General features: G+C 42.5%; 13 protein-coding genes. 7 read left to right on the plus strand and 6 right to left on the minus strand.

What is annotated here, in order from left to right; translation table 11 throughout:
- Positions 1-227: 227 nt before the first annotated feature.
- The 4 genes from OQ5_RS0107515 to OQ5_RS0107530 all read right to left on the minus strand — a co-directional run bounded on the left by OQ5_RS0107515 (position 228) and on the right by OQ5_RS0107530 (position 9056).
- Positions 228-2033 carry a sodium/sugar symporter gene (locus tag OQ5_RS0107515; RefSeq protein ID WP_016776896.1) on the minus strand — a complete coding sequence of 602 codons (1806 nt, stop codon included), beginning with the start codon at positions 2031-2033 and terminating at the stop codon, positions 228-230.
- 32 nt (positions 2034-2065) lie between these two features.
- Positions 2066-3571, minus strand: a complete 1506-nt coding sequence (gene araA, locus OQ5_RS0107520; protein ID WP_016776897.1) for an L-arabinose isomerase — start codon at positions 3569-3571, stop codon at positions 2066-2068.
- Positions 3572-3823: 252 nt separating this feature from the next.
- Positions 3824-4540 (minus strand): NUDIX hydrolase, encoded by a 717-nt coding sequence (locus tag OQ5_RS0107525; RefSeq protein ID WP_016776898.1) that lies wholly within the window; start codon positions 4538-4540, stop codon positions 3824-3826.
- 160 nt (positions 4541-4700) lie between these two features.
- Complete coding sequence (locus OQ5_RS0107530) at positions 4701-9056, minus strand: hybrid sensor histidine kinase/response regulator transcription factor (RefSeq protein ID WP_100221895.1); 4356 nt, start codon at positions 9054-9056, stop codon at positions 4701-4703.
- A gap of 661 nt (positions 9057-9717) precedes the next feature.
- Between OQ5_RS0107530 and OQ5_RS0107535 the strand changes: the two genes are divergently transcribed.
- From OQ5_RS0107535 to OQ5_RS20520, 3 genes are all read left to right on the plus strand, one after another.
- The gene (locus tag OQ5_RS0107535) at positions 9718-11205 is read left to right on the plus strand and encodes an arabinan endo-1,5-alpha-L-arabinosidase (protein ID WP_016776900.1); all 1488 of its coding nucleotides are present in this window, start codon (positions 9718-9720) and stop codon (positions 11203-11205) included.
- Positions 11206-11334: 129 nt separating this feature from the next.
- Positions 11335-12450, plus strand: a complete 1116-nt coding sequence (locus OQ5_RS0107540; protein WP_016776901.1) for an aldose epimerase family protein — start codon at positions 11335-11337, stop codon at positions 12448-12450.
- A gap of 462 nt (positions 12451-12912) precedes the next feature.
- Positions 12913-13890, plus strand: coding sequence for a calcium/sodium antiporter (locus OQ5_RS20520; RefSeq protein WP_218054510.1), 978 nt, complete (start codon positions 12913-12915; stop codon positions 13888-13890).
- Between the two features lie 135 nt (positions 13891-14025).
- Here OQ5_RS20520 and OQ5_RS0107550 read toward each other — a convergent pair whose 3' ends face one another.
- Complete coding sequence (locus OQ5_RS0107550; RefSeq protein WP_016776902.1) at positions 14026-14634, minus strand: DUF2459 domain-containing protein; 609 nt, start codon at positions 14632-14634, stop codon at positions 14026-14028.
- Between the two features lie 278 nt (positions 14635-14912).
- Here OQ5_RS0107550 and OQ5_RS0107555 point away from each other — a divergent pair, with 278 nt between their 5' ends.
- The 4 genes from OQ5_RS0107555 to OQ5_RS0107570 all read left to right on the plus strand — a co-directional run bounded on the left by OQ5_RS0107555 (position 14913) and on the right by OQ5_RS0107570 (position 20245).
- A complete protein-coding gene (locus OQ5_RS0107555) occupies positions 14913-16277 on the plus strand; it encodes a methyltransferase RsmF C-terminal domain-like protein (RefSeq protein ID WP_016776903.1) in 1365 nt (454 codons plus the stop codon).
- Positions 16278-16611: 334 nt separating this feature from the next.
- Positions 16612-17505: an endonuclease/exonuclease/phosphatase family protein gene (locus OQ5_RS0107560; protein ID WP_016776904.1), complete on the plus strand. Its 894-nt coding sequence runs from the start codon at positions 16612-16614 to the stop codon at positions 17503-17505.
- A gap of 33 nt (positions 17506-17538) precedes the next feature.
- On the plus strand, positions 17539-18984 hold the full coding sequence (locus OQ5_RS0107565) for a TrkH family potassium uptake protein (RefSeq protein ID WP_016776905.1): 1446 nt from the start codon (positions 17539-17541) through the stop codon (positions 18982-18984).
- A gap of 136 nt (positions 18985-19120) precedes the next feature.
- Positions 19121-20245 carry a lipid II:glycine glycyltransferase FemX gene (locus tag OQ5_RS0107570; protein WP_016776906.1) on the plus strand — a complete coding sequence of 375 codons (1125 nt, stop codon included), beginning with the start codon at positions 19121-19123 and terminating at the stop codon, positions 20243-20245.
- A 106-nt stretch (positions 20246-20351) separates the two neighbouring features.
- On the opposite strand, the gene OQ5_RS25265 is transcribed toward OQ5_RS0107570, so the two are convergent.
- A complete protein-coding gene (locus OQ5_RS25265; RefSeq protein ID WP_010420584.1) occupies positions 20352-20462 on the minus strand; it encodes a 30S ribosomal protein THX in 111 nt (36 codons plus the stop codon).
- Positions 20463-20642 lie beyond the last annotated feature (180 nt).

Below are 20642 nucleotides of genomic sequence, written 5' to 3' on the forward strand. Positions count from 1 at the left end.
ACACATACTGAAAAATTTTCGAAAGTTTATAGATGAATACTTAATGTTGCCTGTCCATAAAGTACCATTTGCTGTGTTACGCTCGCCGCCAAAATACTCATTTACGATGAGTAAACTCCTTTTTGGCGGCTTCGCAAGCCTTGCAACTGGCACTTTCTGAACAGACACATGATAAGTAGGAATCTTTTCCTACTTTATGGACACGCACTAAGTATTGACAGCTGTTTTTACCAGAAAACGCCATATAACAAGCCGAGAATCACTATAATACCGATAGCACCGATATTAAAGACTTTTCCGGTTTTGAAACTTTGCGGATCGGTTTCAATAGCCTTTCTGTCTGCAGCAATAATCTTCTCGTTCGAGATGAGGATAATACCTACAAAGAGAAATGCTGCCGCAAGCATAAATATACTCTCTATTCCCAAATTGTTTAAGAAATGTATATTGATCCCTACAAATCCGATTACTGCAGCGATAGCACCAATTGTAAGCATAATGTATCCACCCCTGATAAATCCGGGACGAACAACATGTTTCGTATCGGTGGTCCAAACTTTCTTATCAACAAAGGTGATAATTGAAGCCACAAATACCAGAACCACGAAAACATACCCCATGCGCATCATCCACGGCATATCGGGGAACCCGAATTTAAATCCGAAACCAAGTGGTAAGGTAAGAATGGCTGTCCATAAGGCAGCGCGGTTGGTGGCCTGCCTCCAGAACAATCCCATAAAGAACACCACTACAACACCCGGATAGATAAAACCTGTATATTCCTGAATATATTGGAAGGCCTGTTCAAGGTTGCTCAATATCGGGGCGATAAACACAGCAATAAACAAAGCCGCAAACGCAACGGTCCTGCCCACACGCACCTGTTGTTTATCTGTTGCATTGGGATTGAAATACGGCTTATAGATATCTACCGTAAAAATAGTAGAAGTTGAATTGATCATTGAAGCCAGGGACGAAACAATAGCCGCGGCAAGTGCAGCGAAGGCAAGTCCTCTGACGCCAATTGGCATGTGCTCAGCCAAAAGGAAAGGATAAGCTTCATCGGGCTTACTTACCAAATGTGTAGCTGTCTGACTGTCAAGATAAAAAGCAGCAATGCCGGGAATAACTACAATCAAAGGAATCAATATTTTAAGATAGGCACCAAACAAAAGCCCTCTTTTGGCTTCAGTCACAGACTTGGCTGCCAAACCCTTCTGAATAATATACTGGTTAAATCCCCAGTAGCCGAAGTTGGTCAGCCAGATACCTCCTAAAATAATTCCAAGCCCGGGAAGATCCGAAAATACATCAGGCATTTTATCTGCTGTTGCAATCATGTGGAAGTGATCTCGGGCACCTTCGAACAAATTCTGAAAACCTTTAATTGGTCCAGCATCAACGCCACCAACAGCATCCAAAGCGACATACGTAGTCACAAGTCCGCCGAAAATAAGGAAAACTACCTGAACAACATCGGTCCAGGCTACTGCCTTTAATCCGCCGTAGATGGAATAAATACCGGAAAAAAGTGCAAGTCCAACAATTCCGTACATCAAAGGAATCCCCAAAATGGTTTGCATGGCCAGGGCGCCCATGTACGTTATAGAAGTAAGGTTAACAAACACGTAAACCAACAACCAGAAAATAGCAAAAGCCGTACTTACCCCCTTTGAATAACGTTGCGCCAGAAACTGGGGCATTGTATAAATCTTCTTCTCAATAAAAATGGGAATAAAGTACTTAGCAATAACAATGAGTGAAGCCGCAGCAATCCATTCATAACAGGCAATACCGATACCAAGGGCGTAACCCGATCCCGACATGCCGATAAACTGTTCGGCCGAAATGTTTGCGGCAATCAGAGAGGCACCTATAGCCCACCATGTCAATGATTTATTGGCCAGAAAATAGTCCTGGGCGGTTTTCTCAACTCCTTTTTTCCCTTTCGAGATAAGAAGGCCCATCCCCAGGATTACAAAAGCATAAACTGCAAATATAATCCAGTCAAGCGTTGCAAAAGCTGATTCCATAATTTATCTGATTTAAAATGAGTGTTAGTAGTTTAAATTCCCCGATTCAGATGATAATATAAATCGTTCCAACGTAATTCCTTTTTGAACTCGCTAATAGTGGTTCCTTCATCAATCAGCAAAAATTCCATGCCGGCCATTTCAGCAAAATCCTCCATAAATTCTGCTGTCAGGGCTTTGCTGAAAACCGTATGGTGTGCTCCACCTGCAAGTATCCATGCCGTAGCTCCTGTTTTGAGGTCGGGTTTAGGAATCCACAAAGCGCTTGCAACCGGAAGTTTAGGCATTTCCTGTGGCTGCCTGACAACATCAACCGGATTCACTACCAGGCGGAAACGGTTGCCCATATCCATCATTGAAGCATTAATAGCCGGACCGGGAGCAACAGAGAAACGCGAGCGGATAGGATCCTCTTTTCCGCCTATGCCAAGCGGGTGAATTTCAACTTTAGGTGTTCCCTCTGCAATGGATTCACAAACCTCAAGCATGTGAGCACCAAGTACCTTTTGTCCGGAAGGATCGAGATGATAAGTGTAATCCTCCATAAAGGAGGTACCGCCTTCAAGACCGGTAGCCATAATTTTCATCACATGCGTCAGGGCTGCAGTTTTCCAGTCTCCTTCTGCACCAAAACCATATCCATCGGCCATAAGACGCTGAACGGCAAAACCGGGCAGCTGCTTCATGCCGTGAAGGTCTTCAAATGTAGTGGTAAAAGCAGAAAACCCTCCATCATCGAGAAACTTTCGGAGTCCGAGTTCTATGCGGCATGATTCGCGCAGGGATTCATGTCTGTCTCCTCCTTTCTTCAGATTATCAGCCACCTGATAATTGCTTTCTATTTCAGCACACAAAGTGTCGATTTCTGCATCCTTAATGGTTTCAATAACATCTACAAGGTCACAAATGCCATAACCTTTCACATCCATACCAAACTTTATCTGGGCATCTACTTTATCACCTTCGGTTACGGCAACATTGCGCATATTGTCACCAAAGCGGGCTACTTTCATATTCTTCATTGTATGGAACCCGACTGCTGCACGTGTCCACACACCCACCTGCCGCTGTACATCTTCATCCTGCCAGTGACCAACAACCACCTTCCGGTTGATGCGCATACGGCTGGCAATAAAACCAAATTCCCGACCGCCATGAGCCGACTGGTTCAGGTTCATGAAGTCCATATCAATCTCCGACCAGGGAATATCACGATTAAATTGTGTATGTAAATGCACAAATGGTTTTTGCAATGTCTTTAGTCCGGCAATCCACATCTTAGCCGGAGAAAAAGTGTGCATCCATGTAATCAGCCCAACACAATTTTCCTTCTGATTGGCCTGCATACAAACTTCATAGATGGCATCGGGAGTGGTTACCACTGGTTTAAATACCACTTTTACAGGTATTTGGGACGATTCGTCAAGTGCATCTGCAATTTTTTTCGAATGTGCGTCTACTTCTTTCAAAGCTTCATCACCGTACAAATGCTGGCTTCCGGTAACAAACCAGACTTCAAATTTTTTCAGGTCGTGCATCGCTAACTCCTTTTTTAGTATAATAATTTGTTTTTTTGTCAATAGCGGGTAAAATCTATCCAAAATACTTTTAATCAACTATTTAGTATTCATCTGAAAACACGCAAAAATTTTTACAACATGTGTGTCTGTTCTGAAAGTCTCCTTTACAAGGCTTGCGAAGTCCGAAAATACGGAGTTTACTCATCGTAAATGAGTAATTTTCGGACGAGCGCAACACAGTAAATGGCACTTTACGGACAGACACTATATTTATAATTTAACCACACGCTCATGTCCGTTTAACTCATCGGCATTGTCGCGAAACCGGTAATTAAATGCTCCCTTTTTGGATTCGGTTGTATTTTTCGTATTGGTCTTTTCCAGTACATTGAGGGAAAGAACTTTTTTCCTGAAATTACCGGGGTCCAGTTCACGCTGATAAATTGCTTCATACAACCTTCGCAACTGCATCAGGGTAAATTTCTCGGGTAACAATTCTCTTCCCACCAACTCTAAACTGGCCTTCATCTGCAAACGCTCTTTTGCCTTACTCACAATTTCCTGGTGATCAAAAATCAACGGAGGAATTTCATTGATAGACCACCACTGTGCACCACTGTTCTTAACTTTTTCCTCATCATGCTGATCTATCCTTATCAAAGCATAAAAAGCAACCGAAACAACCCTGGCAGCAGGATCACGATCAGGCTTTGAAAACGCAGCAACTTGCTCAAGGTATATATCTGTAAGACCGGTTGTTTGCTCCAAAACTCTTTTGGCTGCCATTTCCAGCGTTTCTTCGTTACCACAGAAACCGCCCATCAATGACCAGCCCCCTTTTTGGGGTTGAATTGGACGACGATGCAGCAGCAACTTAAGCTCATAATCTTCATAGCCAAAAATAACGCAATCAACTGCAAGATATTGCTTTGGATGATTTCCATATAAATCAGATAAAACCATTTTTTCTTTTTCCTTTGTGCTCATTAGTATATCTAAGCTATTGACCTGATGAAACTCGTCCCGAATAATCGGGACTCGTTTCATGGGCCGGTTGCCAAACAATTTTATGGGACTAAATTAAAAAGTATTTTCTACTTTTAAAATGTTTTTTAGAAATATTTTTTCAATCCGTAACCAAAAACGGTCACATTTGGCTTCTGCACCGCTTTAAATAGTCGCTTGGTGTTTCGCGATAAAACTTTTTAAATACCCGGCTAAAATATTTCGGGTCGTTGAATCCGATTTTGTAAGCTACTTCATTCACTGAAACAGCTCCGTTCCGGAGATAATCCAAAGATTTTTTCAACCTGAACATCGTAATAAAATCATTGGGAGACAAGCCCGCAAGTGCTTTCAGCTTTTTGTACAATAAACTTCGCGAAACAAACATCAGGCCTGCAAAGCTCTCCACACTAAAATCAGCATTCGAATAATTATCCTCCAGTACCTGATAAGCTTTCTCCATGAATTGCCGGTCAAGAGAAGAGACTGCCTCTAGTTCTTCATTACTTTGTGGAACATTATTACTAAAAAGAGCACGCAATTTTTTACGTGTTTCAATCAGATTGTCGGCTCTGGCTTTCAAAATCTTCATACTAAACGGCTTGGATATATAATCATCGGCGCCGGTTTTCAGTCCTTCAAGCTGATGTTCTACCAGAGCCCTGGCTGAAAGAAGAATAACGGGCACATGACTGGTGTAAATGTTATTTTTAAGTTGATGACAAAGTTCGATTCCATCCATCACCGGCATCATGATATCACTGATAACCAGATCAAGTTGATGATCTTTGGCCAGCTCATAAGCATCTTTTCCATTGGCTGCTTCCATTACGTTATAATATGGCGCCAGGGATTTTCTGATAAGTCTGCCCAGTTCCCTGTTATCTTCCACCACCAGAACGACCGGCTTCTGTACGGGTTCTGTTTCTTCTGTCTCTGTCCCCTCATTCCATTCAGACATTTCATCCCTTATGACTTGAACTTTCTCTCGCAATTCATCCGATAATACAGGGCCCGGCCCGGTTTTTTCCATTTCATCGGCTCCAAACTCCTTACCGTCACATGGGAGGAAAACCTTAAAAGAAGCACCACCACCGGCTCTGTTTTCGACTGATATCCGTCCATGCAAAGCTTCAACCAATTCACGGGTGAGTGCAAGGCCAATACCACTGCCTTTGGCGGCTTTTACCAGTTCATCTGCCCTGTAGAACCGGTCAAATATTTTTTCACGGTCACTCTCCCGGATTCCTGGTCCGGTATCCGAAACGTCAATGTAAAGCATCGATGCATCGTTTTCCTTTTTAACTCTTGCTGAAAAAATGATCTGACCTCCAAAAGGAGTGAATTTAAAAGCATTGGACAACAGATTATACAAAATATTTTCGAGCTTTTCCCTGTCGTACCAAAATTCATCGTGCGGCACATCTATCCTTGAAATGTAGTCGATATTATGGTCCGAAGCCAAACCATCAAAAGCGTGGTAAATTTCATTCAAAAACGTGAACAGGTCTCCTTTGACAGCCTGAACATTAAATTTTCCGGACTCCATCTTTCTAAAAGTAAGAAGCTGATTAATAAGCATCAACAATCTCTTGGTGTTTCTTTCGATGGTTTTCAGTGAGCTGTGAACCGATTCAGGCAAAGAACTATCCTCGAGTAAATTTTCGAGCGGCGCCAGAATTAATGTGAGCGGAGTTCTGAATTCATGTGAAACATTGGTGAAAAACCGGAGCTTTGACTGATTTACAGCTTTCACCTTTTTGTTGAGTTCAATTAGTCTGTCGCGTTGCTCCAGAATCTTACTATTTTTGGTTTCAAGCTCATTTTTCTGACCTTCAATAAGTTTTTGACGATGCTCAAGCGCTTTATTGGTATTTGCCAGTTCGAGTGCCTGCCGACTTAACTGGTCTTTCTGCTCCTGAATCTGCCGGGTTCTCTCTTTCATCATGTTTTCCAGGGTACGCTTTTGTATTCTTAAGCGTCGTGTATGGTGACGGGCGTAGGCAACCGACAACGAAACAATAACAATCAAAAGCAAAACTTTGAACCAGGTGGTTTGCCAGAAAGGCGGCCTGATAATAAGGGTAATGACTTTCTCAGGACTGTTCCATTCGCCATCGCTGTTGGTAGCCTTTACTCTGAACCGGTATGAACCTCCGTCAAGGTTGGTATAGTTGGCAAAACGCTGGTCGCTGTCAACTTCGACCCATTGTTTATCCACACCTTCCAGTTTATAAGCATATTTGATTTTTTGCGGATGAAAATAATCAATCGCAGTAAATTCAAAAGTGATAACATTGTCACGATAGCTTAGAGATACAGTGTCGGACAGATAAATATTGCGGGACAAAACCACTTTGTTATGCCGTTCTTCCCCTGTTTTTACAGGTTTGTTAAAGACCCGTAGTCCCGAAATAAAAATCCGGGGCCGGAAAGGATAATCCGGGAAGCTTCGCGGGTTAAAATAATTCAACCCTTTGATATTTCCGAAATAGAGGAAACCATCATCAGACTTGTAGGCGGCCGACCAGTAAAACTGATTGCTCAAGAGACCATCTTCACGGTAAAAATTAAAAAACGACCCGGTTTCTTTATCAAAACGGGACAAACCATGATCGGTACTCATCCACAAATTGTTGTTTTGATCCTCTAATATACCATAAACCACATTGTTGCAAAGACCTTTATCGGTGCTGTAATTAGTGAATTTCCATCCGCCCGAATCAGTCTGGCTAATGCACGAAACCCCGTCACTGTATGTCCCGGCCCAGATATTTCCTTCCCTGTCTTCGGTAAGACTAAGCACATAATCGCCTGCCAGGCTGCCAGGCGTATCTGTTTCGGGAACACTGTAAAACTCTTGTAAAGCATTATCACGGGCTGTCACTATCCCCCCTGCAGATATCATGGAAGCCGGAAAACGAAACAATCCGTTCCTGGTGCCAACCCAATAATAATCTTCTCTGTCTTTCAGCAAACAGCCCACTTCATTGATTTTTGCCAATGGACCGTTGTTAAGTTCGGTAATCCTTTCCGTGGTCAGGTCGAGAACGGCCAGCTTCCCTTCGGTTCCCACAAGAAGAAAGCCACGTTCATCGTGCCAAAAAGATGAGATAAACACATTATAATTAGAATTAGGGACATCACCGGTATCGGCAATAAACCGTTTAAAACTACCATCTTTAAGTAATTTGTTGATGCCTGCCCCCCATGTACCCACCCACAACTGATCCTGGTCGTCTTTTATCAGAGCAGAAACGAAATTGCTTGAAAGACTGCTGTTATCCGCAGGATCGTTTTGGTAATGTCTGAGGTTGTTCTCTCCCTGACCAATCCTGTTTAGCCCGCCGCCGGCAGTGCCTACCCACAATACCTCATCATCACGAAAAACAGAATTGACAGGGCCTTCAGATAAAGAATGGTCGTTTTCCACATCATGGGTCAGAAAATAAAACGACTTCTGGTAAAGGTTGAAATGATTAACCCCTCCTTTCTCAGTACCAACCCAGACATTCCCCTTGTTATCGGTGAGAAGGCTGCGAATAAAGTTATTGTTCAGTTTGAAATCGTCGGGACCTTCCTGTGGAAAATGAACAAAACCGCTGATATCCGGATCATATATCTCAAGTCCACCAAGTGTTCCTATATAAATTGTACCAAACTGATCGGCTGCAATATCATTTACGGTTCCATGCACCAGAGCATTGTCATCCTGGTTGTCCGGATAAAACCATTGTCCGGTTCCCTGCCCCATCTCAAATCTCAACACCCCATAAAAAGTGCCTACCCATAATGTGTTGCCGGCATCTTTATAAAGTGATCTAATATCCATGACAACATTCAGAAACTCATTTTCCAGAAGTGTATTCTTATCCGAAACACCACTTTCGATGTCTATAGAGAAAAGACCTTCTCCGGTTCCGCCCAAAAGGGTATTTTCATCAATTAATTCAAGTGCATTTATCGAAGGGTTCTGAACCTGGTTTACCACCACACTGTAGTGGAAAACAGAATACTCTCCATTACTCTCTTTCAATTGATACAAACCATCTGCCGCAGTGCCAATCCAAACATTCTCTGAAGAGTCGACATACACTTTTGTTATCCCAATCTGCTCTTTCTCTTCGGTAAGACGAAAAATGCCGGCTTCATCTGTAGCCAAATCAATGAAACCAAGACCTTTATTGGTGCCAACCCATAGCAGACCATCCGATGTGGCATCGAGAGAATTAATTAAATTCGATGGCAACCGATCCTTGCCGTAATTATTGAAAGAATATCCATCATAACGCGCAAGACCGTTACCGGTACCGAACCACACAAATCCATAAGGATCCAGAAGAATATCATTAACTGTATTCTGAGGCAGGCCATGATCATTGGTAATATAGTTAATATGGTAAGGGAAAAAACTGCTTTTTACATTCAACGCAAGTCCATTGGAGCAAAACAACACAATCCCTGTCCAGGCAAGAGCAATCTTTAATATTTGTGACATCCGGAATTTCATGAATAGCTAAAAAAATGACCCCTTCTGTAATAGTGTATGTCCGGAAAATGCCATTTGCTGCGTAACACAGTAAATGGCTCTTTATGGGCAAACACTAATTAAGTTAATAACGTAAAAAAAGTAAAATTTACCCTAAAGAACAACTCTTTACAAAGAAAAGAATCAAATCAAAATTTTCCACAATTGAGCCGGTTAAATCAACAAAAATCCGCAAATCAAAGACATTTATCCTCTTTGACTGTTACCGGAAACAATACTTTTGTCTTAACATTTATTCAGGATTCAGATTTCTCCTTCGGCTCCGTCGCTTTGTTTACAAAGAAACCGGCCATGCAAGGATGTGTAAAAAATAGACAACTTCTATAAACAATAGTTTGTTAGATTTTTACAATAGTCAGTTAAAAAAAGCCTAAACGCAGAGACGCAATGAAGCAAAGTTTTTATTATTAGAGAGACGCCCCAATTGGGTGTCTTTACCTTACCAGACATCTGTAAAAGTTTAACGAAGTATAGATTTTTAGAAATAAGTAATTCAGTCAGTAGTTAAAACTAATGAAACGAGCATGGCAAGGTTTGTCACAAGAGAACATGTATAAGCCCCAATCATGCGAGTTCCATTAGGCCAATAACTTAAGTAAATTATATACTAATGAAAAAACCAACAATTTTTTCTTTTTCTGTGACATTTTTCGTTGCTGCTTTTATGGCAGGTTGTTCGTCTGTTCAGGAAGGAGAAAACTCAGGGCCCTCTGCCGGGCAAAATCCTTATAACGACGATTATTCCGAATATACCTCTCTCAGTAATCGGGATAAATGGGGAAATGCCAATGTACATGACCCTTCTGTTATCAAGGAAGGTGATACCTATTATGTCTATTCGACCGACGCCATTTACCGGCCCAGAGGTGTAGAATTTTATGACGATACAGTTCAGATGGGTAACATACAAATGAGGAGCTCTAAAGACCTTGTTAACTGGAAGTTTGAAGGATGGGCTTTCGACAAGATACCCGAAGAGGCCGTGAAACACGTTCGTGACCACAACAACGGAGAAGGAGCCACAAATATGTGGGCGCCACATGTAAAAAAGGTGGGCGACGAATTCAGAATGTACTATTCGGTCTCTGCTTTTGGAACCAATTCCTCATACATTGGCCTGGCCACTGCCCCTCATCCGCTTGGTCCCTGGTCTAACAAAGGTTGTGTTGTCAAAACCACACCAGGTAGCAAAATGAATGCCATTGATGCATCGGTGATCACCGATGCCAAAACAGGAAAAATGTGGATGCATTACGGCTCCTATTTTGGCGGCCTGTATTGCGTTGAACTGAACCCCGAAACCGGCTTCACAAAACGTGAAGGCGACCAGGGTCACCTGCTTGCCTCAAGAGCAAACCTGAAAAAACACAATCTTGAAGCACCCGAAGTTATCTATCATCCGGGCCAGGATAAATATTACCTGTTTGTATCATACGATGCCCTCTTCACTTTTTACAATGTACGAGTCGGTAGAGCGGACAAACCGGAAGGGCCTTACTACGATTACTTTGGAAAAGATTTGCGGGATACTACCAACAACTTTCCGGTATTAACCCACAGCTATATGTTCGGTAATCATCCGGGCTGGTCGGGTAACGGACATTGTGGCGTGCTCAACGACAACGGCAGGTATTACATGTTTCACCAGGGGCGACTTGCCCCAACAAATGAAATGATGCTGATGCACATCCGGGAAATATTCTGGCTCCCCGACGGATGGCCGGTCGTATCCCCTCAAAGATATGCCGGGGTTAAAAAGAAAAAAGTGACCGGTAACGATATTCCAGGGCAATGGGAAATAATCCAACTTCAGGAAATCGGCCCCACGGCGGATTTATGGCAGGGACAAATTCCTCCCGGAGGCTGGAAATATACAAGAAAAGCATTCAACGTTGCCGACACTATAAAATTCCTCGCAAATGGCTCTACAAATTCACAAAATTCAAAATCCTGGCGAATTAACGATAATTACCTGTATATCAACAACTATCCGCATGCTATTTTTCGTGGATGGGACTGGGAGAATAAAAAAACAACCATTCTTTTTTCAGGAATTTCGGAAAATGGGTTCTCAATTTGGGGAAAAAAGATAAATTAGTGTTTTGAAAAAGTAATTTATACTCATAAAAACACTAACATTGTCCTGCTTCAGAAACACAGATAGCGGAAATAAGCAAATTGTTTTCACCTGTGTTTCCTGAAATTGTGGACCTAAAATTCAATAGCTATGAAAAGAAAACAACTGGTTTTATTTGCTGCCCTGACTCTCAGCTTTGGGCTTCTCAGTTGTCAATCGCCCGCAAAAGAACCGGGTATCGAGCAACAGAACTGGGGTGAACTCCCCGACGGCAGAACAGTTGAATTGTACAAACTGACCAGCACTACCGGACTGGAAGTAGAGATCTCAAATTTCGGAGGTCTTATCAAGTCAATCTACGCGCCCGACAAAAAAGGAGAAAAGAAAAATGTGGTTTTGGGATTTGATTCCATTGAACCTTACCTGAAAGAGCGAAACTTCTTTGGTGCCCTGATCGGACGCTATGGAAACCGAATCGCTAAAGGACAATTTACACTCAACGACAGTATCTATCAGCTGTCGGTCAACGATGGGGCCAATCATCTCCATGGCGGAACAAATGGCTTCGACCAGAAACTCTGGAAAGCAGAGCCGATTAACAATCCCGGTGCCCCCGCGTTAAAGCTTACATATTTAAGTGAAGACGGAGAAGAAGGATATCCCGGAAACCTCAACGTAACAGTTGTTTATAGCCTTGAGGGCGACAGTCTGAATATAGAATATACCGCCACAACCGATAAAGCAACACCCATAAACCTCACCAACCATGCTTTTTACAACCTGGGTGGAGAAGGATTAATACTGGACCATATTCTGACCATGAATGCCGACCACTATACGCCGGTGAATTCAGAGCTGATTCCCACGGGAGAAATTTTGCCTGTTGAAGGAACACCTTTTGATTTCACCGAGCCTCATGAAATTGGTGCACGCATCGACCAGGTACCCGGTGGATACGACCACAACTTTGTACTGAAAGAAAACGAAGGTGAAGTTTTGAATTTTGCGGCCAGACTGGAAGACCCGCAATCGGGGCGCACAATGGAAATTTATACAGAAGAACCGGGATTACAATTTTATTCGGGTAATTTCCTCGACGGACATTTAAGATCAGGCGACTTTGTGTTTGAAAAATATGCTGCACTTTGTCTGGAAACACAACATTTCCCCGACTCGCCCAATCACGAGAATTTTCCCTCAACAATCCTGGAACCTGGTGAAACTTACAACACAAAAACCATCATGGTTTTTGGAGTGAAAAAATAGTGGCAGTCTATAAAAGTCCGGAAGGTTTCTTACTTAGTGTCTGTCCATAAAGTGCCAGTTGCTGTGTTACGCTCGCCGCCAAAATACTCATTTACGAAAAGTAAACTGTGTTTTTGGCGGCTTCGCAAGCCTTGCAACTGGCACTTTCTTAACAGACACTTGATAAGTAGGAAACTTTTCCTATTTTATAGACAAGCACTACTTAGTTTCTGTCCATGAAGTACCACTTGCTTCGTTACGCTTGCCGCCAAATCCTCATTTAGGATGAGTAAACTCCTGTTTTGGCGACTTCGCAAGCCTCGCAATTGGCACTTTATGGACAGATACTAAATTAGTCACGATGAAACGAGCATAACAAGGTTTGTCGCAAGAGAACATGTGTAAATTATTGCATTCGATTTCCATCAGATCAATAATTTAGACTAATTTTAAGCTGATAAAATTCATATTATATCACTCTGTATGATCATTTCAGTTTTACTTCTTATCGGTGGCTTTATTTTACTCGTAAGTGGTGGCGACTGGCTGGTGAGCGGTTCATCGGGGCTGGCAAGAAAATATCGCATATCCGAACTGGCCATAGGACTAACCATTGTTGCTTTCGGGACTTCCGCCCCGGAGCTTGTCGTTAATGTACTTGCATCGGTCGAAGGCCATGCCGATATTGCCTTTGGGAACGTCATTGGAAGCAACAATTTCAATCTTTTTATGATTCTGGGTCTTTCCGGATTACTGGCCCCGATTGCAGTGCAAAGCAGTACTGTCTGGAAAGAAATTCCCCTGTCACTGGTTGCTGCAGTGGCACTGCTGATCCTGGCCAACGACGGGCTTTTTGGCTTCACGGCTTCCCGGCTATCCAGGGTAGACGGGCTGATACTTCTTGCTCTTTTTGCGTTGTTTCTCTACTATGTGTACCGCAATATGAAAGAAGGGAATAATAATTTATCCCAGGAAGTTTCCCCGATGAAAACAGGCAAAGCGGTGCTGCTAATCGTTGCAGGTCTGGCAGGCCTGATCGCAGGAGGACGCCTCGTGGTCGATTCGGCAGTCAATATCGCTCGTTTTTTCCACATAAGCGAAAAAGTCATCGGTTTAACAATTATTGCTGCAGGAACTTCCATGCCCGAATTGGTCACCTCGCTGGTGGCAGTAAAGAAAAAAAGCAACGATATAGCAGTTGGCAATGTTATCGGGTCAAATATTTTCAACATTTTTTTTGTTGCTTGGCACCAGCGCTCTGATAAGGCCTATGACCTACAGCTTTGTTTTCAATACCGATGTCACAATTCTTATTGCAGGGACTATAGGTCTTTTCATTGCCATGTTTACAGGCGTAAAAAAGAAGCTCGACCGTTGGGAAGCAGCCATTTTCGTAATATTTTTTGTGAGTTATATTGTCTTATTAGTCCGTTAAACTTTTACAGATGTCTGGTAAGGTAAAGACGCCCAATTTGGGCTTCTTTGCCCCTCATAATAAAAACTTTGCGACATTGCATCTCTGCGTTTAGGCTTTTTTAAACTGACTATTGATACCGTACTCAACCATATAATACATCCGGATGCAGAAAATATGCGTTATCCATCAATCTTCTCCAATTGTCTGAACAGCTGATTGGCATTTAAAACACAGAAGCTCCTGATATCGAATCCCGAATTTTTAAAAGCCAGGGCAACCCAGGTGTTGCAGGTTCTGAAGAGATGGTAATTGCGTATTGCCAAAAAGTAAATATTGCTTTTACCATATACCGTACTCGGTTGCGGCTGATTGTCCTGATCGCGAAGATAACTGTTTGAAATAAATCTGCACAGCAAAGTAAACTGTTCCCGGTTTAACTCTATTGTTTTCATCCGCGCATCGCTTCCGTATGATCTTTCTGGTGGCAATCCAAACGGATAAATTCTCAAAACACTTTGTGTGGGCCACAACACAGCCCTGGCTGCCAGGAAGAACGGCCGTCCTTCGACCTGATAAAATTTTTCGTCCCCCCAGCTGATATCAACATACCTTTTATGCCGATAACCCGAAATCTCTGGCCAAACCAAAGAATCAACATCTGCTGTTTCTATAATTATACCTGTATGCCACGCTTGCTGTACCACGCACACTTCAAACCCTTTTTCTTTCGATTCATACTCCTGGCCGGATACTGAAACAGAAAAAAGCGGCCACAGAGAAACAATCATAAAGCAAACGCAATTCTTCAAAAGTACCACGGTAATGATTTTTTGTTTTACTTTGCAACTTTACATGAGTAGCACCCTGCCTCCGGATTTTCAAACATTTTTAGTGTCTGTCCATAAAGTACCATTTGCTGCGTTACGCTCGTCCGAAAATTACTCATTTACGATGAGTAAACTCCGTATTTTCGGACTTCGCAAGCCTTGCAACTGGCACTTTCTGAACAGACACACATATTGTGAAAATATTTTTGTGAGTTTATAGACACACACTATTTAGTAGTATGATAAACAGAACACCTCTTCCGGAACCTTTTCTGAAACGCATACGCGACACCTTTTCAGAAGCCGGGTACGATGCATTCACTCATAGTATGAACAAGCATCCGGTAAGTTCTGTTCGTATTAACCCGCGTAAAATATCGGGAGACTCATTCAGCACTGAAACCGTTCCCTGGTGTAAGTATGGTTTCTATCTCAGCCAAAAACCGTTTTTCACCAAAGACCCGTTGTTTCATGCCGGGGCCTATTATCCACAGGAAGCCAGCAGCATGATTCTTTGGCATATTTTGGAAACACTCATCCCGGACAAAACCCGGGAGTCTCTAAATGTGCTCGACCTCTGCGGAGCGCCTGGCGGAAAAGCAACTCTCCTCGCCTCTTACCTCGACGGAAACGGGTTGCTGGTAACCAATGAAGTCATCCATTCCAGAGCCGGAATACTCAGGGAAAATATGTTGAAATGGGGAGCTCCCAATGTTGTTGTTTCACGTTCCGACCCTTATGAATTTTCGTCGTTACCCGGACTATTTGACATCATGATTGTAGATGCGCCTTGTTCGGGAGAAGGAATGTTCAGGAAAGGCGATACTGCCCGCCGCGAATGGTCGGAAGAAAACGCTGCAATGTGTGCGGTCAGACAGCGTCGCATATTAAAAGATGCGTGGCCGGCCCTCAGGGAAGGAGGCTGGCTGATATATTCCACCTGCACTTTTAATCCCCGGGAAAATGAAGAGAATTTAAATTGGCTGACAGTTGAAAATAATGCACAAATAATCCGATTGAAAGTCCCGGAAGAATGGGGAATAACTGAAATACCCGTTAAAAACGGAAACGGACTGGCATTCTATCCCCACAAAGTTAAAGGAGAAGGCTTCTTTATTGCCGCGGCCCAAAAAATTACTTCCCAAAAAACAACAAAGTTGCCAAAAACGAAAATTAAAACACCGACCGTTGACAGTGTAATAAAAAAGATACTAAAAAGCCCTGAGCGATATTCATTCCTGGCAGACAATGAGCTGTGGCGGGCCTTTCCTAAAGAAAAGGAAAATATTCTGAAATTGCTGAAAATAAAACTAAACGTTATAGATTATGGAATACCGATAGGAACCAGCGGACGCAAAAATCTTATTCCTGATCCCGCCCTCGCGTTCAGCTGGGAATTCAATCATATTTTTCCTTTACTTGACCTGGACAAAGAAGCTGTATTGCATTATCTTAAAGGTGAAACTCCGAAAGCAGACAATCGGCTTTCCAGAGGTTATATGACCGTAACCTATAACCATATTCCTCTTGGTTTCGTAAAGAATGTCGGAAATCGTTTAAACAACCTTTTTCCCAAAGGATGGCGAATCAGAATGGATATATGAGTGTGGTATAAAAAGACATATTTTTGTCAAAATCAAGGCGTTTTAAATTTTTGTGCCGGAGTTAACTCACTGTTAATGTGGATGCAAAAATTTAAAACAACAAAGATGCTTTCTATCCCGCACTCATATTTAGTGTTCGTCCATAAACTTGCAAAAATTTTCACAATATGTGTGTCTGTGCAGAAAGTGCCGGTTGCAAGGCTTGCGAAGCTGCCAAAAACGGAGTTTACTCATCGTAAATGAGTATTTTGGCGGCGAGCGTAACACAGCAAATGGTATTTTATGGACAGGCACTATATAGAAACAAGCCAGAATAAAAAAATCTATAAACACCATGATTAAACCGTATTATTTAATTCTTTTTGCTTTTACTTTTTTAGGGGCATCGTGCGATAACGGGAATGATGACACAAAAACAGGAAATACCTTTTCCGAGTGTGTTGTTTCTTTTGAACAGGGCGAAAATCTGGAAGTGGCAACATTCAATCTGGAGCAATTTCCAAAAGAGAACAACACCGTTATGCACACGGCCAACCTCATTAAACACTTGAATGCAGATATAATTGCGCTTCAGGAAGTTACCAACGAGGGAGCATTGAAGCAACTGGCCGACCAGCTGGATGGATGGGAATATGTCATTTCACCAGAACCTTCTCAAAGCCTGGCACCCGCCTATCTGATAAAAATGACGGAAATAGCGCTTATTGAAGAGGCCACCACAGTATGGTTTGACGAGACAGAAAATGACGATTATTACTTTCCGCGTGCTCCGTTTGTCATAAAAGTCATTCATCGTAGGAGCAATCAGGAGTTTCTGCTTGTTAACCTGCATTTAAAAGCCATGGGGGACAGCGAATCCGTCGGAAGGAGAAGGGGTGCCTCCAACATGCTTAAAGATTATATTGATGCGCACTATCCCGACGAATTTGTCATTGTTCTCGGAGATTTCAATGATGAACTGGACGAAGAGAAAACAATCGATGAGGTGTTTTCCAATTTTACAGACGATACCGGGAATTATCGTTTTGCCGACATGTCAATAGCCACCGGGAATACAGAATACTGGTCGTACCCAGGCTGGCCCAGTCACATCGACCACATCCTGATCACCGACGAATGGTTCGAATACCTGGATACAACCATGACCATACGTCCTGATGCCTGCTTCGATGATTATGAAAATTATATTTCGGATCACCGTCCGGTAGTGGTTGTTTTTGATCTTTAAAAAATTATCTTTGCCGCGCTAAAACTGCTGCAAATGAACATACGATTTGTACTGAACATACTTGGCCGGGTGCTGGTGATCCTGGGGCTCTTTATGTGTACAAACTTTATCTGGGTATGGATTTACAACGAAACGACCTTCTGGGGGCATTTCTATGCTTCGTTGATCACCATTCTCGGAGGGGCGGGACTCTATATTGGTTCGTCAATCAACCTGAAACCCAGCCTGGGATTACGCGAAAGTTACCTGACAGTAACCTTTGCATGGGTTATTATATCCCTATTTGGCACCTTACCTTTTCTTTTTACAAACTCAATAAACAACTTTACCGATGCGTTTTTTGAAACTGCTTCAGGTTTTACAACCACCGGATCATCAATTTTAACTGATATTGAATCACTTCCTAAAAGCGTTCTATATTGGCGCAGTCTGACCCATTGGATTGGTGGTATGGGAATTATTGTATTGGTTGTGGCCATCCTTCCAATGTTGAGAGTTGGTGGTTATAATTTATTTAAATCTGAAGCATCCGGAATTTCTTATGAAAAACTGACTCCAAGAACGGCCAGCACTGCTAAAAGATTATGGGGAATTTATGTAGGACTGACCATAATACAAGTTATTGTCCTTTTGCCTGGCGATATGAATTTTTTTGATGCATTATGTCATAGTTTTGGTACTATTGCGACAGGTGGATTTTCTCCCAAAAATGCAAGTGTAGGTAATTTTTCAGCCTACTCGCAGTATGTAATAATGATATTTATGCTCCTTTCCGGAATGAATTTCACACTTCATTACTTTACTATTAAAGGGCATTTTAAAAAACTATGGAACAACGATGAATTCAAAACATATATAGGACTCATATTTTTTGCTGGTCTGATTGTAACTCTAGTATTGGTATTTTTCGCAGAAACCTCATTGGAAAAAGCTTTTCGCAATAGTTTTTTCCAGGTAATTTCGATTATGACAGCTACGGGTTTTGCAACAGACAATTACCTGTTATGGCCGGCACAGGGATGGATAATTATATTTATGCTCATGTTTATCGGTGCAAGTGTGGGAAGTACCGGTGGAGGTATAAAAGTAATCAGACACGTTGTTGCCTTTAAAAGTTTCATTGCAAACCTGAAAAGGCTTTTACATCCAAATTCCATAATACTGGTACGAGTCAATGGAGAACGAATTGAAGATGAGAATGTAAGTGCAATTACCTCTTTTATAGTGCTCTATTTAGTCACTTTTGCCATCGGTTCTGCTATTATGGCTTTTCTGGGTGTTGAGCCATTCACTGCTGCATCTTCGGTATTAACAACTATGGGAGGCATCGGCCCGGGATTTGGTGCTGTAGGACCGGCTGGTAATTTTGCGTCCATCCCGCAATTGGGAAAAATTCTTTTGTCTTTTCTGATGATTCTGGGCCGCTTGGAACTTACAACCGTTTTCGTGCTTTTCACCATCGATTTCTGGAAAGATTGATTTTTAATTGCGCATGTTTTTTGTTTCCTTTGTGCCAACAACAGAGCGTTAGATATTAAGATATTAAAGGCAGGATAATTTATATATTTAGTGCTCGTCTATAAACTCGCAAAAATTTTTACAATATGTGTGTCTGATGAACGTAGATGTAGAACCCAAGGAAACAAAGCAAATCATTCCCACCAATGTATTGCAGCAAACTGCTTTTTGGGCCCGACTCAAAAAAAAGCAGGGGTGGTATCCGCATGCCTTCGACCTTTCGCTTGGCAAGGATGAAGCCTCCATTCCGCATTCACCGGATGACAAAGAGCGGAAAGGCGATATACTGATAACGCTCAGGGAACTTGGTGGCGGACGTTATATGGCTTATGTACCTTTTGGTCCTGAACAACTGCCTGATGAAGAACGACGCGGGATATGGCTTGAAGAGATATCTGAACAGTTGCGGAATTTCCTGACCGACGACTGTCTTTTCATCCGTTACGACCTATACTGGGAATCGCCCTGGGCCAATGAAGATGACTTTTATTCGGCAGATGGTATCTGGCTTGGACCACCCGATGCACATATCCAGGAACTGCGTATGAATTTTGACACACGTCATTTTCGTTTACGAAAAGCGCCTTCGGATATGTTGCCGGCACATACCGTCATGCTTGATCTTAACAACAACGAGGATGAACTGCTGGCGAAGATGAAATCCAAAACAAGATATAACATCAGACTTTCGCAACGAAAAGGGGTGAAAGTGCGTCATGCCGGCATGGAGGAGTTACCAAAATGGTATCAATTGTACGACGAAACATATCATCGCAATCGTTTGGCATCAAACGACATCTCCTTTTTCGAGCAAATATTCACCACCCGTGCCGACGACACATGGTCACCCGGTGAGGTAGACTTGCTTCTGGCTGAAAAAGACGGAGAACCACTTGCCGGAATGTTTCTGGCACGCTCCGGCAAAAGGGCTACCTACCTTTACGGAGCCTCTTCTTCCAGACATCGTAATCTCCAGGCAAGTCATGCCCTGCAGTGGGCTGCAATACGCCGAAGCAAAGAAACCGGATGCACCGAATACGACCTTTTTGGCATTTCCCCAAAACCCGATCCCGATCATCCTATGTACGGGCTGTATCGTTTCAAAACAGGGTTTGGCGGAGAAAAAATTCACCGGCAGGGATGCTGGGACTACCCCCTTAATGAAGAAGCTTATGAGCAATACCGCCTTTCAGAATTGAATGCCACCGGCTATCATTTGTAGAACAAACCTGATCGTAACACTTCGTTTGCGGCAGACTCCGGCTTCGAACGTAACAATTCCACAAAAAAAGGTTGCCTTTTCGGACAACCTTTTTCACACAACAAATTCACTTCTTTGTTGTTTTTGCTTTGGCTTTGTTCTTTTTACGCGGTCGGGTATTACCGTACGACTTCATGAACAATTTGCCTCTTCTGGTTTTTCTATCACCTTTTCCCATAATCAATTAAAGTTTAATGTTTGAATCCAAACCTATAAGCAAAAGACTCGTGTTTAAAATTAAATTCCAATGATTCTGAAAACCGCTGACAGATTCTCTTTTCTAACCACGTTACCGCACTCATCAATACTCCGTTAAACTTTGAATGATGAATGGTAATTAGTGCCTGTCTATAAAGTA

This window comes from Anaerophaga thermohalophila str. Valhall (assembly GCF_000250735.1).
GTDB lineage: Bacteria > Bacteroidota > Bacteroidia > Bacteroidales > Marinilabiliaceae > Anaerophaga > Anaerophaga thermohalophila_A.

What these genes read in the sequence shown, in the direction of transcription:
- OQ5_RS0107515 (WP_016776896.1), bottom strand. Translation starts at nt 2,033, where the DNA reads ATGGAATCAGCTTTTGCAACGCTTGACTGGATTATATTTGCAGTTTAT.
- araA (WP_016776897.1), bottom strand. Translation starts at nt 3,571, where the DNA reads ATGCACGACCTGAAAAAATTTGAAGTCTGGTTTGTTACCGGAAGCCAG.
- OQ5_RS0107525 (WP_016776898.1), bottom strand. Translation starts at nt 4,540, where the DNA reads ATGAGCACAAAGGAAAAAGAAAAAATGGTTTTATCTGATTTATATGGA.
- OQ5_RS0107530 (WP_100221895.1), bottom strand. Translation starts at nt 9,056, where the DNA reads ATGTCACAAATATTAAAGATTGCTCTTGCCTGGACAGGGATTGTGTTG.
- OQ5_RS0107535 (WP_016776900.1), top strand. Translation starts at nt 9,718, where the DNA reads ATGAAAAAACCAACAATTTTTTCTTTTTCTGTGACATTTTTCGTTGCT.
- OQ5_RS0107540 (WP_016776901.1), top strand. Translation starts at nt 11,335, where the DNA reads ATGAAAAGAAAACAACTGGTTTTATTTGCTGCCCTGACTCTCAGCTTT.
- OQ5_RS20520 (WP_218054510.1), top strand. Translation starts at nt 12,913, where the DNA reads ATGATCATTTCAGTTTTACTTCTTATCGGTGGCTTTATTTTACTCGTA.
- OQ5_RS0107550 (WP_016776902.1), bottom strand. Translation starts at nt 14,634, where the DNA reads ATGATTGTTTCTCTGTGGCCGCTTTTTTCTGTTTCAGTATCCGGCCAG.
- OQ5_RS0107555 (WP_016776903.1), top strand. Translation starts at nt 14,913, where the DNA reads ATGATAAACAGAACACCTCTTCCGGAACCTTTTCTGAAACGCATACGC.
- OQ5_RS0107560 (WP_016776904.1), top strand. Translation starts at nt 16,612, where the DNA reads ATGATTAAACCGTATTATTTAATTCTTTTTGCTTTTACTTTTTTAGGG.
- OQ5_RS0107565 (WP_016776905.1), top strand. Translation starts at nt 17,539, where the DNA reads ATGAACATACGATTTGTACTGAACATACTTGGCCGGGTGCTGGTGATC.
- OQ5_RS0107570 (WP_016776906.1), top strand. Translation starts at nt 19,121, where the DNA reads ATGAACGTAGATGTAGAACCCAAGGAAACAAAGCAAATCATTCCCACC.
- OQ5_RS25265 (WP_010420584.1), bottom strand. Translation starts at nt 20,462, where the DNA reads ATGGGAAAAGGTGATAGAAAAACCAGAAGAGGCAAATTGTTCATGAAG.